The organism is Flavobacterium columnare, assembly GCF_014844295.1.
GTDB classification, from domain to species: Bacteria; Bacteroidota; Bacteroidia; order Flavobacteriales; family Flavobacteriaceae; genus Flavobacterium; species Flavobacterium columnare.
This window is the reverse complement of record NZ_CP054494.1, coordinates 2,988,937-3,002,998: the sequence shown is the minus strand read 5'-3', so window position 1 is coordinate 3,002,998 and position 14,062 is coordinate 2,988,937. Positions and strand designations below refer to the sequence as shown.

Below are 14,062 nucleotides of genomic sequence, written 5' to 3'. Positions count from 1 at the left end.
ATTTAAATTTTAAGTTTAACAAATTTCATAATTCTAATATTTTAAGTTTATGATTTTAATCACAATTGAATATTTATTTGCTTTTTTAAATGTTTATTAAAATAACAGGTATTATGATTAGAAAACAAAAGCTTATTATGATAAGTTTCCAAGCGATATTTGCTTTTTTTAGTTCCATAAATTCAAATGCTATTACTAAGAATTTTATCGAAAAAATCAGCATTATAAGACCAATCTTAATAATATGATTTATTTCGAGAGGTTGTAAAACAAGTGTTAATAAGGTTAGTATTAACAAAAAGCTATACGTTTTAATTAAATGTTTTTCCATAGTTTAAAAGATTAAATATAAAACAGGAAATAGGATTAACCAGATTAGGTCGCACATGTGCCAAAAAGCAGCGGATGCTTCTATATCAAACAGATTTTTGGTTAAATCGTTTTTATCTTTGTTTAAATAAATAGCTAAGAGAATGAATAAACCAATTAATACATGTAAATAGTGAAAGCCTGTTAGTAACCAATAATAAGTAAAGAATGTATTTGTTTCTAAGTATATATTATGACTTAGTTTTTCAAAATATTCATAGCTTTTTAAGACTAAGAAGAAAGCTCCTAATAGCATGGTTATTTTTAGGTATAGATTAAATTTTTTATGATTATTCTTTTTAGCATAATTAACAGAAACAACCATAAAGAAACCACTTGTGAGTAATATGAAAGTATTGATAACTCCTATTAGATTATTTAATTTTAAACGTGATTCGTTAAATATTTTTATTTCTTCTTGTGCATTATAGCTCATAGCTATAATTGCCATTCCGAAGGTTAGAATTTCTAAAAGGATAATTATCCATAGTAAAATACCTCCAGGAGGATAATAAAAGTTTTTATAATTTTTTATCGTTTTTTCCATTTATGTTTTTTTAGAATGAAATGGTTTTAGAATTATACATTATTGTTTTTTAATTTTATCAAATAGATAGACTAGGGCGTTGATGAGTTCGATAGGGTTTTTAAGTATTTGAAAATGATTTTGACCAAACATTTGAGGTAAATAATATTTAGCTTGTGCCTCTATAGTTAAGGCATAAGAATTTATTTGATTTCTATATAATTCTTTTAATGCTTGTTTTACATCATTTATGCCATATTTACCCTCATATTTATCATAATCATTTGGTTTTCCATCTGAAATTAATATAATCCATTTGTTTTTAGTTTTACGTGTTTTTAATCTATTTCCCGCGTGTCTAATAGCACCTCCAATGCGTGTGTAACCTCCAGGTTTTATATAACCAATTCTTTTTTTACCGATGTCCCAAGTTTCGGTAAAGTCTTTTAGTGTAATATAATTTATATGATTTCTTGTTTTTGATGAAAAGCTGTCTATTGAAAAGTCAATATTAAATTCATGTAAAATTTCACCAAATAAGATAGAAACTTCCTTTTCTACATCTAAAACTTTGTTTCCATCTACATAACTATCACTAGATAAGCTGACATCCAGTAATAATAAAATGGAAAGATCTTTCTCTTTTTTTCTATTTGAAAAATAAATATTTTCAGAAGGTGTTTTTTTAGTGTGTATATCTACATATAAATCAGTTAGAGCATCAATATCAAATTCGTTGCCTTGTGTTTGTTTTTTTTGTTGTAATAATTTGTTATTTATATGAGTTAATGATTTTCTTAATTTGTTTAGAACAGGAGTATAGTTTTTTATAGTATCATAATAAAACTTAGGATCTGTTTTTAGTTGAAGTTTTGGATATACTTTACAAAAATTAGTACGGTATTTTAGTGCAGAAAAATCCCATTCATTGTAGTATATATAAGTTCCTTTTGCATCTTTTTCGGCTGATTCCGCTACGGTTAGGTTTTCAATAAAATCAGATTGATAAATAGAATGTGCTGTGTCATCTACTCGTACAGTAAAACGCATTTTTATTTCTTCTAAAGCATCGTTATGTTCTTCTAACTCGTCTTCTCCATCAAAATTTTTCCAATTTCCATAAAATTCATCTACGGTTTCTACTTTTTCAAAACTATGGTTAAGTACATCATCTTCTTGTTGCTTTTTATTTATTTGAAGGGATTTTATTTCTTCAACTCCCACAGTTTTTAAGGTTGTTTTTACCTCATTATTTTTTGTAGATTTTAAACTTGTATGATTTGTATTTTCTTCTTCTATATTTTCTTCTTTTTTTGCAAACATAAATTTACCATATAACCAGTACAAATGTGGGTTCGTTGCTTTTTTAGTAAGAAAATGATCTAATAAAAAAGCATATATATATCTAGTTTTAGGGAAATTTTCAAAAAGGATAGGAAGTATTTGAGTGGAAGCTATTTTTGCTTCATTTTGTGATTTTTCTACGTCATTTTCTGGCTCATTCCAATTTAATTCAAGGGATTGCTGTGTTGAGAGGTATAGAATTCTAAAGAAATAAAAAGCAATATTTTTTTCATAGGATTCAAATTGGTTAAAATATTCAGGCAAAAAGAAGTTGTTGTTTTTGTAACCGCCTTCTTTTTCAGCGGGATAAATAGTAATAGATTTTCCACTAACGGCATTAGCTATAAGTGTTAATCGTGGTGTAATGTCTTTTAAAAAAACGGTATTTTTATTGGATTCTAGAGCTTTTTTTTGTGATTTTCGTAGATATTTTGCTACAAAACTAAATATTATTTCGTCTAAATCTATACTCATAATTGATTCCTTTTTTAATTTGAAATTTAGGGTTGTTAATTTGTACTATATGATTCATAGATAAAGAGTTCAGTCAATTTTGACATTGAAAAGATATTATATCATTAAATCACACAAATCTTTTAAGGATTGAACGGTTTGTAAATCGTCCGTTAGAGGTTCTACAACAGCGGTGTGTATAGACAATCTTTTGGGCAATCCTGAATGAATAAGTTTAGCGGCATCTACGAGTAATCTTGTTGAAACGGTTTCGGTTAAACCAAGTTCTGTTAGATTTCTAATTTTATTAGCAATGGTTACAATTTTATTAGCAATGTTAGGATCAATACCCGTTTCGCTAGCAATGATTTCAGTTTCAATTTTACTTTTTGGATATTCAAAAGACAAGGCCACAAAACGCTGTCTTGTAGAAGGTTTTAGCTCTTTGAATCCTCTTTGATAACCAGGGTTAAAGGAAGCAACGATCATAAAGTTTTCATGTGCTTTATAGGTTTTTCCAAGTTTGTCTATGAATAGTTCTCTTCTATGATCTGTTAATGAATGGATGGCCACAATTACATCAGGACGAGCTTCGGCTATTTCATCTAAATATAAAATAGAGCCTTCTTTTAAAGCAGTTGTTAAAGGACCATCAATCCAGATTGTTTCGGCTCCTTTTATGATAAATCGGCCTATTAAGTCAGTAGAAGAAGTTTCTTCATGACAACTTACGGTTAAGAGTTTTTTATTGAGTTTATATGCCATATACTCAACAAATCTAGATTTACCTGTTCCAGTAGGACCTTTGAGTAAAAGAGGAAGTTTATTTTGATAAGCATGAGTAAAGACATCTTCTTCTTTACCTAAAGCAAAATAATAGGGTTTTATATCTTTCATGATTAAATAAGATAAACGGAATCTTATCCCATTTTGTAAATAAGGTATGAACGTGTGTAGAAAGGGATAAAGATTCCGTTTGATTGTTTTTATAAATTAATTTTTTAGAGTTTCAATAATTTTATGGATTGTATTTTCATTGTTTACTCCTAATCCTTCTTGTTGATAAATAAGTTCTCCGTTTTTATTAAATACACTTATAATATTTGAGTGTGAAAAATCCATAGGAGAAATTTTTTTATACTTAACAGCAAGTACGTTAGCAAATTCTTGAACGGTATTTGGATTACCTTGCAAAAAAGTCCAATGTGGTGCATTCATTAGGTTTTCTTTGGCAAATTTTTTCAATCTTTCAGGGGTATCGTTTTCAGGATCTATACTGACTAAAACAAAATTTAATTGTGTTAGTTTGTTTTTAGGTATTTTTGATTCTATATCGCGCATATCCGCTACTAATCTAGGACAAGCGGCTTTGCAGCTTGTATAAATCATAACCATTACACTTACCTTTCCCTTTAAGTTTTCAAGGTAAATGGTTTTGTTATCTTGGGTTTTCCATTGGCTGGTTAGGTTAAAAATAGATTCTTCTGATATAGTGTTATTTTCTGTTTTTGGATCTATTTTTTTACATCCCAATAATGAAAGAAAACTAAGTATAAATACTAATTTTTTCATGTATATAAAATTTATTTGTCATAGGTTAGATGGAGTATTTCATGTTTCTAAATTTTATCTTTTTATAGAATCTTTTACGCATCTAAATCCAAGGTTTTGTATGGCATAATTAGCTTTTATACTACCTCTAAAAGCGTATCGCATAAAGGCGGCATAATTCATTAGGTCCGATGCGTTTAATGAGCCGCTGCCACAAAATAGGTTTTTGTCAGTAGTAACATCATTTCTAGATTCTCCCGTTAAAAGGATGGAGCTAAAGTCAGAAGTCCATTCCCATACTAATCCGTGTAAATCGTATACACCATAGTAATTTTTGAATGTTTTTCCTACTTCGTGATCATACGCTTGTGGTTTTTCGTACCAATCTAAAATGAATTGATTATATGATTTTTGTTTTCGTGCATCGGGGAGTTTATCATTTGCCATAGCCACATATTCCCATTCGTCTACTGTGGCTAGACGTTTGCCTTGACATTCGCAATAGGCATTTGCCGCATACCAAGAAACATTTGTAACAGGGTAATTTAATTTATCTTTATTCTCAATTTCAGTATTAGATTTCCAATTTTTAAGATAGTTTTCATCAGCAAAAATTTTTTTGATTTTTGATCTTTGCCACCTGTTATTGGTTTTTACAAAAGCTAAAAAGTTTTGATGGGTTACAGGATATACATCCATATAAAAACTAGAAATATCAACTTTTTTATTGTTTTTTCCATAAAGAGGGATATAAGCCCCTCCTTTTATGTATACCATCTGAGTTTCTACTCCAAAAGACTTGTCTTTAAGAGTAGAAATAGATGGTTGGTTTATATTTCGATTCGTTTCTACGTCTGTTTTTTCTTGACAAGAAATAAAAATAAGTATGATTATAAGGAAATATAAACGTTTCATAGAATTAATAATTAAAAAATTTGGATATTATTTTTTAGCTCTAACAGCTGCAACCATGGCAGGTGTAACTTCTTTTTTACTATTACCCCATTGGCTATATACGTAAGTAAGAACATTTGCTACTTCTTCATCTGTAAGTGTTTGAGCGGTCATAACACTATTAAATTTTTTACCATTTACAGTTATTTCACCTGTTTTACCTTTTAATATAATTTCAATAGCTCTATTAATATCAGCATTTAAGAAATCAGATTTGGCAAGAGGAGGGAAGGCATTAGGTAATCCTTCGCCACTAGCTTGATGGCATGCAAAACAGGTTTTTCCATAAACTGATTTACCGTCAGCAATACGTTCAGTAAGTGTAACTGCTTTAGCAGGTTTAACGACTCTTTCATTAGGCATAGACTGAATTGTTCCTCCTTCAGGAAGATATACCTGATCTGATTGAGTTCCAGAATATACTTTTTTATTATCCTCTCCAGTAACGTTAATCATTCCTAAACTACCTTTATTAAAGGTTCTAAAGATCGAGTGGTCTACTAGAATTAGAGTACCAGGAACTTCTACTTTAAAATCTACAATAGCAGCGCCACCAGCAGGTACTAGAGTGGTTTGTACATCATGATTAATTGTTTTTCCTCCTTCTATGTGAACATTATCAAATATTTCGCCTATAACATGGAAAGAAGAAACTAAGTTAGGACCACCATTGCCTACAAACAAACGAATTCTTTCTCCGACTTTTGCGGTTAAGGCATTATCACCTACTAATGAACCTGTTTTACCATTAAAAACAACATAATCAGGTTCTTCTTTAATGGCTTTTGCCATATCAAAAGGTTGTAACCCTTTTTCACCGTTGGCTCCTTTTGTATAGAAATCACCTTGCATTACGTAGTATTCTTTATCAACTGGCGGTAACCCTCCTTCTGGTTCAACAAGTATTAAACCGTACATACCATTTGCAATGTGCATACCTACTGGAGCAGTAGCGCAATGGTATACATAAAGACCTTGATTGAGTACTTTAAACGAAAAGGTAACTTCATGACCAGGAGCCACAAACGAAGACTTTGCGCCACCACCAGGACCTGTAACAGCGTGTAAATCTATATTATGAGGAAGTTTGTTGTTAGGGTGATTTTTTAAATGAAATTCAACTTCATCGCCAATTCTTGTTCTAATAAAGCTTCCTGGTACAGAACCACCATAGGTCCAATATACATATTTTACACCATCCGCCATTTCACCTTCTTTTTCAATAATTTCCATATTGACAATAAGTTTTTTGGCAGATCGATCGCCTACAGGTTTGGGAACAAAAGGAGGAGCTGTTAATTCTGCCTGAATTGGATCGCCTTCTACTTCGATTGAAGCGGGATCAATAGATGAGGAATTAGATGCTTTCTTACAGCCAATAAGCAATAAGCTGGCTAAAGAGGCCGAGAATATTAAATGCTTAATCATAATGTAAATTTTAAATATTATTGTATTTGTATTAGGGTTAATTTTGAGTCTTAAAGTTTGAATAGAATAGGTTGGGGTTAATTTTTATGGATAAAAAACCCCAATTATTACCATTGTTTTTATTACCACCTTTTATAATTTCCATAGAGGTTGTGGCAAACATTTGAGAGAATCCACCGTCTAGGGTTATATTTTCAAATAGTTTATAAGAAGCTGTAAAATCAATTTCAGTACCTAAATAATTATCTTTTTTTTCTCCTAATTGATAAATATTTGCACTTGATAAAAAGTAATGAGGTGAAAGACGTGCAGAAAATTTATCTTTTTCGTATTGTAAATTCAGATAAAAATCAGTTAAACCTACAGTATTAATGTGATTTCCTACATAAAAATAATCCATAGATCCATTGAACTTATGATTTGTTCCATACAACGGATTAAACGATTTAATGTCGCTACTAGTATCATCTTGATCTTTTCCAGATATATATTCAAAACCAAGACCTGCTAGGAATGACGGAACAAATTTGTAATTTATGTTTGTAGTAAAGTAATTAGCCATTACACGATTTGTATTTATTTTTCCTGTTTGAAGATAAGTAGCTCCATCAATATTCCAATTTCCTTTCTTGAATACGAATCTAGGTCCGAATGTTTGACTATAATCTATTTTTTCTTCTCCATTTATCAAATAAGGCATACCATTGTTTAAGATTAATAAGCTTAAATTTAAATTCTTAAAAGTTCCATTATACCAAGCATATTGGAGCGATTTATATTGAGAAGGAACATAATTTTCTTTAAAATTAGTTTCTTTATTTGCATTGTATGCAAGACCTAGATGTATGATTTGTTTACTAGAAGGAGTAATCTTAAATAGAAAAGCATCATGACTTTTAGCCTGCATTGTCCAGTCTATACTCCCAAAAATTCTATGATCGTCATACGCTATTTCTTGTCGTCCTATTTTAAAAGACAATTTGTCATTTAATTTTACTTCTCCATAAGCTTCATGGAAATTTATACCTGTATCATTTTTTGAATTAGTTAATACATCCCCCCAAGTTCTCACGTTTTGAGGCGAAGCGACTAATTTTAAATGATTATGGCTATAATCAAAAGAAATACGAGTTCTTTGAGAAGTAAAAGTGGCCGCTTTTTCATTAAAGGGTTTTAGTGTGCTATAACCATTTCTATTTTCTAGTCGTGCTCTTAAATCAGCATTTACATTAAGTTGTTGAGAAAAAACCACAGATGAGAATAATCCCGCAATTGTTAAATACACAGGTTTCATAACTATTAAAATTTATTTGTTAGTAACTGTTGTTTTAGTTTGTTTTTCAGCTGTTATATTTTTTAGCCAATGAAGGCCTCATCGTTCGTTTTACCGTGTTTAATAAAATCGTATATGTATAAAGAAATTCCTATAGTGAATAATGTGGCACATAGTAGCAGTACTACAAAATGAATAGCTATTTCATTTTGAACGGTCATAAACTCCATTTTAAACTTTCTTTCAAGGTATACTTGAGCGACTCCAGCTACCCCAAAAGCGGTGGTCATACCTAACATACCAATATTTGATAACCAAAAGGCCATACGTCCTGTAACTGAATCGTATCTTTTTCTTCCTGTAAGATTAGGTATTGCATAACTAATAATTGCTAATACAATCATGGCGTATGCTCCCCAAAATGCTAGATGTCCGTGCATTGCGGTAACTAGAGTTCCGTGTGTATATACATTGGTTTGAGGAAGGGTATGAGCAAAACCCAGTAGACCTGCACCTATAAAAGATACAATTGCGGACCCTAATGTCCAGTACAGAGCTAATTTATTAGGATGCTTTTTTTCTCCTTTTCTATACATATTCACCGCAAATAAAGCCATACCTAAAAAAGCTAAAGGTTCTAGAGCCGAGAAAATGCCTCCTATGATTAACCAAATTTTGTTTACACCTATGTAGTAATAATGATGACCTGTTCCAAGAATACCTGATAAGAATGTTAATCCCACAATTACATATAACCATTTTTCAATAACTTCACGGTCAACACCTGTTAATTTGATTAATAAGAATGATAAAATACCTCCCATGATTAATTCCCAAACGCCTTCTACCCATAAATGAACTACCCACCAACGGAAAAAAGAATCCATTACCTGACTATCAAACCAAATCATACCAGGTAAGTATAACAAAGCCGCAAATACTAAGCCCATTGATAGAACCAATGCAGTTGTTGTTTTTCTTTCTGCTTTAAATAGGGTTGTAATTATTAATCCTAGGAATAAAAGCACATTTATGACTACTAAATAATCTAATTCTCTTGGGATTTCTAAAAATTTTCTACCTTCCCAATGATTAAAGTGATAGCCTATTACAGCTACTACCCCCACAACAGCCAGTGATATTAATTGAACATAAGCTAATTTTACATTTACTAATTCTTGTTGTGCTTCTTCGGGAATAATGTAGTAAGCAGCTCCCATAAAACCTGTTAATAACCAAACTACAAGTAAATTAGTGTGTACAGCTCTGGCAGTATTAAAAGGGATGATATCATGTAACCCATCTAGTCCAATTCGGGCAAAGCCCATAATAAAACCATAGATTATTTGAAGTGCTAATAATAGCATACATAAGGCAAAAAACCAATAGGCTACTTTTTGTGATTTATATTTCATATCAATTACTTTTTATTAATTATTTACTTTTGATAATGGTGAAACGACTCTGTCAAATCCATTTAAATCAATACCACCAATCCATTTTAAGTAGGCTACCATAGCATCGGCATCTTCAGAACTCATTTTATAGGCTACCATTTTTCTTCCGTTAGGAGCCCAAGGTATAGGTGACATTAAAACAGCTTTAATATAATTTTCACCTCGTCTATCAATAACTTTGGTTAACTCAGGAGCATAATAAGCACCCTCTCCCAAAATCGTATGACACCCCATGCAATTATTAGATTCCCAAATTTCTTTGCCACGGATTACCTGTGCGTTAATCTTAGTGTAGTTTGTTTGATCGTTGTTTGAGGAAAATGAATAGATTGTTAATCCAATAAAAATTAGAAACGTTACTAATGTACCTCCCAAAAAAAACATTCTTGCCTGCGATTTTGATAGCATAATTATTCTTTTTTTAATTATTATTAATGAGATGTTTTTGTCTTATTTGAATAACAAATTTCATTAACATTACCTTAACTATATATGATATTTGTCATACAAGGTCTTTTTAATCAAGGTTTTTTACTATATGATCTGAGTCATAAAAAGAAAAAGAATTAAGAAGTAATTTCGAGAGGTTAATTATAAAATGGACAAAAATGGATGTAATAAAAAATAAACTAATAGGCGAATATGTTGCAGAAGATTATAGAACGGCTCAAATTTTTTCAAAATATGGAATCGATTTTTGTTGTAAAGGAAATAGAACCATTAATGAAGTATGTGAGATAATAGGAATTAAGGAAGAGATTTTATTAGATGAATTAAATTCCTTTGATAAAGATTTAAATGATGATTTAAATAGTTTTAAAACGATGCCATTGGATAGACTTATTGAACATATAGAATCAAGACATCATACCTATGTCGAAGAAAAACTACCTATCATAATACAATTTCTAAATAAAATTTGTGATGTTCACGGGACGAAGCACCCAGAACTTTTTGAAATAAGAGCACTTTTTGTAGCCAGTTCAAATGATTTAACCCAGCACATGAAAAAAGAGGAATTAATTCTTTTTCCTTTTATAAAAAAAATGGTAGAAGTAGTCACTGATAATACGGAAATTTCTCTACCTAGTTTTATAACCGTTAATAATCCTATTCAAATGATGAAGCATGAACATGAGAATGAAGGAGATAGATTTAGTAAAATTAGTAAGCTCACTAACCAATATACACCCCCTCAAGGAGTTTGTAACACATACAAAGTTACTTATGCAATGCTGAAGGAATTTGAAGAAGATTTGCACAAACACATTCATCTTGAAAACAATATTCTTTTTCCTTCTGCTATACAATTAGAAACAAAATTAGTTTATTAAAAAATTGCTATATCCTATTAAAAATATTGATAGGAGAGTGTATATGTTAGATTTTTTGAGAAGAAAAAAGAATCTTAAGATTCTTTTTTCTTCTCAAGTCATTTTATAAATTTAACCAAAGAGACCAAAATTAAATAAGAACCACTTTTCATCTTAAAATTTTATGATTATATTATTACTCAAATGGTCATAATTAATTAATTTTGGCAGAAAAAACACTTTGAACTCTATATTATACAAAATACTTATTGTAGTTACTTTCTTAAGTATTCAAATTACAACTGCTCAAATTACTAGTCCAATAGAAGCTTTACCTGTAGAAACAGGCAAACAAATTATAATTGAAGGCGCCGACTTTTTGGACAAATCAGAAACAGAAGTACCTGGAGCGATTGTTTTTACAGGGAATGTTCGTATTTTACACCAAGGCATACGTATGTCTTGTAATAAAGCATATCATTTTACTAAACAAAATTATGTAAAAGCATTTGGAAATGTAAACTTAGTTCAAGGTGATACGCTTACTATGTCTAGTCGTTACGCCGAATATAATGGAAATACCAAATTTGCTTTTGCAACAGGAAATGTGGTAATGACGGATCCTAAAATGACTGTAACTACCGATACTATTAACTTTGATCGTAAAAGCCAACAAGCTTACTATAATACCTATGGAACCATTCGAGATGCTGAAAATACGCTTACTAGTAAATCAGGACGTTATCATTTAAACCAAAAGAAATTTGAGTTTAAAACGGCTGTTACAGTAAATAATCCTACTCATACAATTCGCACAAATCATCTTGATTATTATACTAATTCAGGACACGCGTATGTTTTTGGCCCCTCAACCATAGCGTCCGCCAATAATACAATTTACACAACTAAGGGTTTTTATGATACAAAAAAGGATGAAGGAAAACTACAAAAGGGTTCTAAAATCAAGTATAGAGATCGGATAATAGAAGGAGAAGATTTGTATTACGATCGAAAAAATGATTTTGCACGCGCTCGTAATAATGTTAAGGTAACGGATACAATTAATAAAACAATAATAAAAGGACATTATGCAGAAGTATATAAGAAAAAAGATTCTATGTACATCACTAAAAAAGCATTAGTATCAGGACTTTTTGAGAAAGATTCAGTCTGGTTTCATGCAAAACGTATTGTAATTACAGGAAAAACAAAAAAAAGGATCATAAGAGGATATAATAATGCTCGTTTTTTTAAAAAAGATATGAGTGGTAAATGTGATTCTATTCATTTTAATGAAAAAAAAGGACTTACCCAAATGATTGGAAAACCAGTATTTTGGAATGAAAAAAGACAGCTTACAGGCGATTTAATACATATTATTTCAGATACAATTGCTAAAAAAGTAGATTCCTTAAAAGTATTTAATAATGCTTTTATCATTTCAAAAGATACCATTGGAGATGGATTTAATCAAGTAAAAGGAGTTAATTTATACGGTAAATTTATAAATAATAAATTAAAAGAAGTAGACCTGATTAAAAACACAGAAGTTATTTACTACATGCGTAATGATAAACAAGAACTAATCGGTATAAATAAAAATGTAAGTAGTAAAATAAATATGTTAATGGGAGAGGGAAATGCTATAGATAGCGTTACATTTTTTACCAAACCAGATGGGCAAATTTATCCAGAAGACGAACTTCCCGAAAATGATAGAAAACTAAAAGGTTTTCTTTGGCGAGAAAACGAACAAATTTTAAAACTAGAAGATATTTTTCCAAAAGAAGAAATAGAACTAGATACTAAAGCCAAAGCAGAAGTTAAGAAAAAAGAACAAGAACCCAATGTACCACTAAGTCCTACTAAAGAAACATTGGAATTTCATAAAACCAATAAAATTAAAACAAACAAAGAAAAAAATAAATCAAATTATAAAAAATAATCCAAAATTATTTTAATCCAAGATGATGTGTTAGATTTTTGATGAAGATAAAAAGATACAAAAAAAGATCAGAGATATAGTTTTTCTAGATTGACGATAAAAAAGAATATTTTTTTAGATTCAAAATTATTTTTATCAGTAATAAATTTCCAATACATAATCTGAGTTAAAAAACAAATTATTCTTTTTTATTTTTATTTTAGAATATTTAGATAATAATCCATGTTAAAAGATTTTTATAAATACCAAGCACAAACCTCTCCTCATCCACTAGGAATGGAAGTATCTCACGCCATAGGTTCTTATATATACGATACAAAAGGGAAGAAATATTTAGATTTTGTGGCTGGAGTTTCAGCTTGTACCCTAGGACATCAGCATCCACGCGTCAAACAAGCCATCATAGACCAAATGGATAAGTATGCTCATGTAATGGTTTATGGCGAATACGCACAAGATCCCGCAGTCCAATTTTGTACGTTACTAGCTCAAAATATGCCTACTCAGTTAAACAAAACCTATTTAGTAAATTCAGGTACCGAAGCAACAGAAGGGGCTCTTAAATTAGCTCGAAGAGTAACAGGACGTAGTCAATTAATTTCTTGTTATAATGCGTATCATGGAAATACTATGGGATCAATGAGTGTTATGGGATTTGAAGAACGAAAACAAGCCTTTCGTCCATTAATTCCAGATGTAGACTTCATTACGTTCAATAATGAGGAAGATTTACAAAAAATTACAACACGTACAGCAGGTATTATTTTAGAAACAATTCAAGGAGGAGCTGGATTCATTCAGCCTCAAAATGATTTTCTAAAAAAAGTACGCCAGCGTTGTGATGAGGTGGGAGCTTTAATGATTTTAGATGAAATTCAGCCTGGTTTCGGACGTACAGGAAAACTATTTGGTTTTATGAACTATGATGTTATTCCTGATATTGTTGTGATGGGTAAAGGAATGGGAGGAGGAATGCCAGTTGGTGCTTTTACAGCCAACGAAAAACACATGGATTTATTGAGTCAAAATCCAAAATTAGGGCATATAACCACTTTTGGAGGGCATCCTGTAATAGCAGCAGCTAGTTTAGCTACCTTAAAAGAATTAATTGAAACAGATTTAATGTTTCAATGTTTGGAAAAAGAACAATTATTTCGTAAATTGTTGATCCATCCACTAATAAAAGAGATTCGTGGTCAAGGACTAATGCTGGCTATTATGACAGATAGTCCAGAAATTACAAATCAAGTTATTTTTAAATGCCAAGAAAAAGGATTAATCCTTTTCTGGTTACTATTTGAAGGAAATGCTATACGTATAACACCACCTCTGACCTTATCAAATGAAGAAATAGAGGAAGGATGTGGCATTATTATTGATGCTATGAATGAAATAGAGGCTGATTAATAATCAAAAATTGAACGAAAACAATAATCAAAAACGTCTTTA

The 14,062-nt window shown here is 30.5% G+C and carries 13 protein-coding genes; 3 read left to right on the top strand and 10 right to left on the bottom strand.

Annotated elements, in window-relative coordinates:
• Positions 1-85: 85 nt before the first annotated feature.
• The 10 genes from HUE53_RS13240 to HUE53_RS13195 form a co-directional block, all read right to left on the bottom strand.
• Positions 86-331 (bottom strand): cytochrome C oxidase subunit IV family protein, encoded by a 246-nt coding sequence (locus HUE53_RS13240; protein WP_065213649.1) that lies wholly within the window; start codon positions 329-331, stop codon positions 86-88.
• A 3-nt stretch (positions 332-334) separates the two neighbouring features.
• Complete coding sequence (locus tag HUE53_RS13235) at positions 335-916, bottom strand: cytochrome c oxidase subunit 3 (protein WP_014164436.1); 582 nt, start codon at positions 914-916, stop codon at positions 335-337.
• Between the two features lie 39 nt (positions 917-955).
• Positions 956-2,713, bottom strand: a complete 1,758-nt coding sequence (locus HUE53_RS13230) for a nitric oxide reductase activation protein NorD (RefSeq protein ID WP_065213648.1) — start codon at positions 2,711-2,713, stop codon at positions 956-958.
• Between the two features lie 96 nt (positions 2,714-2,809).
• Complete coding sequence (locus HUE53_RS13225) at positions 2,810-3,589, bottom strand: CbbQ/NirQ/NorQ/GpvN family protein (protein WP_063743921.1); 780 nt, start codon at positions 3,587-3,589, stop codon at positions 2,810-2,812.
• Positions 3,590-3,685: 96 nt separating this feature from the next.
• Positions 3,686-4,264 carry an SCO family protein gene (locus HUE53_RS13220; protein ID WP_077225324.1) on the bottom strand — a complete coding sequence of 193 codons (579 nt, stop codon included), beginning with the start codon at positions 4,262-4,264 and terminating at the stop codon, positions 3,686-3,688.
• Between the two features lie 54 nt (positions 4,265-4,318).
• Entirely contained in the window at positions 4,319-5,158 is an 840-nt protein-coding gene (locus tag HUE53_RS13215; RefSeq protein WP_014164440.1) for a formylglycine-generating enzyme family protein, read from the bottom strand.
• A 27-nt stretch (positions 5,159-5,185) separates the two neighbouring features.
• A complete protein-coding gene (gene nirK, locus HUE53_RS13210) occupies positions 5,186-6,625 on the bottom strand; it encodes a copper-containing nitrite reductase (RefSeq protein WP_014164441.1) in 1,440 nt (479 codons plus the stop codon).
• Positions 6,626-6,662: 37 nt separating this feature from the next.
• Positions 6,663-7,919, bottom strand: a complete 1,257-nt coding sequence (locus tag HUE53_RS13205) for an alginate export family protein (RefSeq protein ID WP_014164442.1) — start codon at positions 7,917-7,919, stop codon at positions 6,663-6,665.
• Between the two features lie 62 nt (positions 7,920-7,981).
• Positions 7,982-9,313: a cbb3-type cytochrome c oxidase subunit I gene (locus HUE53_RS13200; protein ID WP_014164443.1), complete on the bottom strand. Its 1,332-nt coding sequence runs from the start codon at positions 9,311-9,313 to the stop codon at positions 7,982-7,984.
• A 15-nt stretch (positions 9,314-9,328) separates the two neighbouring features.
• A complete protein-coding gene (locus HUE53_RS13195; protein ID WP_041253154.1) occupies positions 9,329-9,763 on the bottom strand; it encodes a c-type cytochrome in 435 nt (144 codons plus the stop codon).
• Positions 9,764-9,963: 200 nt separating this feature from the next.
• Between HUE53_RS13195 and ric the strand changes: the two genes are divergently transcribed.
• The 3 genes from ric (at position 9,964) to HUE53_RS13180 (ending at position 14,020) form a co-directional block, all read left to right on the top strand.
• Positions 9,964-10,689 (top strand): iron-sulfur cluster repair di-iron protein, encoded by a 726-nt coding sequence (ric, locus tag HUE53_RS13190; protein ID WP_173668582.1) that lies wholly within the window; start codon positions 9,964-9,966, stop codon positions 10,687-10,689.
• A 220-nt stretch (positions 10,690-10,909) separates the two neighbouring features.
• Positions 10,910-12,613 (top strand): OstA-like protein, encoded by a 1,704-nt coding sequence (locus HUE53_RS13185; RefSeq protein ID WP_097609640.1) that lies wholly within the window; start codon positions 10,910-10,912, stop codon positions 12,611-12,613.
• A 222-nt stretch (positions 12,614-12,835) separates the two neighbouring features.
• Positions 12,836-14,020 carry an aspartate aminotransferase family protein gene (locus HUE53_RS13180; RefSeq protein ID WP_014164447.1) on the top strand — a complete coding sequence of 395 codons (1,185 nt, stop codon included), beginning with the start codon at positions 12,836-12,838 and terminating at the stop codon, positions 14,018-14,020.
• Positions 14,021-14,062: the final 42 nt, after the last annotated feature.

What these genes read in the sequence shown, in the direction of transcription:
- HUE53_RS13240 (WP_065213649.1), bottom strand. Translation starts at nt 331, where the DNA reads ATGGAAAAACATTTAATTAAAACGTATAGCTTTTTGTTAATACTAACC.
- HUE53_RS13235 (WP_014164436.1), bottom strand. Translation starts at nt 916, where the DNA reads ATGGAAAAAACGATAAAAAATTATAAAAACTTTTATTATCCTCCTGGA.
- HUE53_RS13230 (WP_065213648.1), bottom strand. Translation starts at nt 2,713, where the DNA reads ATGAGTATAGATTTAGACGAAATAATATTTAGTTTTGTAGCAAAATAT.
- HUE53_RS13225 (WP_063743921.1), bottom strand. Translation starts at nt 3,589, where the DNA reads ATGAAAGATATAAAACCCTATTATTTTGCTTTAGGTAAAGAAGAAGAT.
- HUE53_RS13220 (WP_077225324.1), bottom strand. Translation starts at nt 4,264, where the DNA reads ATGAAAAAATTAGTATTTATACTTAGTTTTCTTTCATTATTGGGATGT.
- HUE53_RS13215 (WP_014164440.1), bottom strand. Translation starts at nt 5,158, where the DNA reads ATGAAACGTTTATATTTCCTTATAATCATACTTATTTTTATTTCTTGT.
- nirK (WP_014164441.1), bottom strand. Translation starts at nt 6,625, where the DNA reads ATGATTAAGCATTTAATATTCTCGGCCTCTTTAGCCAGCTTATTGCTT.
- HUE53_RS13205 (WP_014164442.1), bottom strand. Translation starts at nt 7,919, where the DNA reads ATGAAACCTGTGTATTTAACAATTGCGGGATTATTCTCATCTGTGGTT.
- HUE53_RS13200 (WP_014164443.1), bottom strand. Translation starts at nt 9,313, where the DNA reads ATGAAATATAAATCACAAAAAGTAGCCTATTGGTTTTTTGCCTTATGT.
- HUE53_RS13195 (WP_041253154.1), bottom strand. Translation starts at nt 9,763, where the DNA reads ATGCTATCAAAATCGCAGGCAAGAATGTTTTTTTTGGGAGGTACATTA.
- ric (WP_173668582.1), top strand. Translation starts at nt 9,964, where the DNA reads ATGGATGTAATAAAAAATAAACTAATAGGCGAATATGTTGCAGAAGAT.
- HUE53_RS13180 (WP_014164447.1), top strand. Translation starts at nt 12,836, where the DNA reads ATGTTAAAAGATTTTTATAAATACCAAGCACAAACCTCTCCTCATCCA.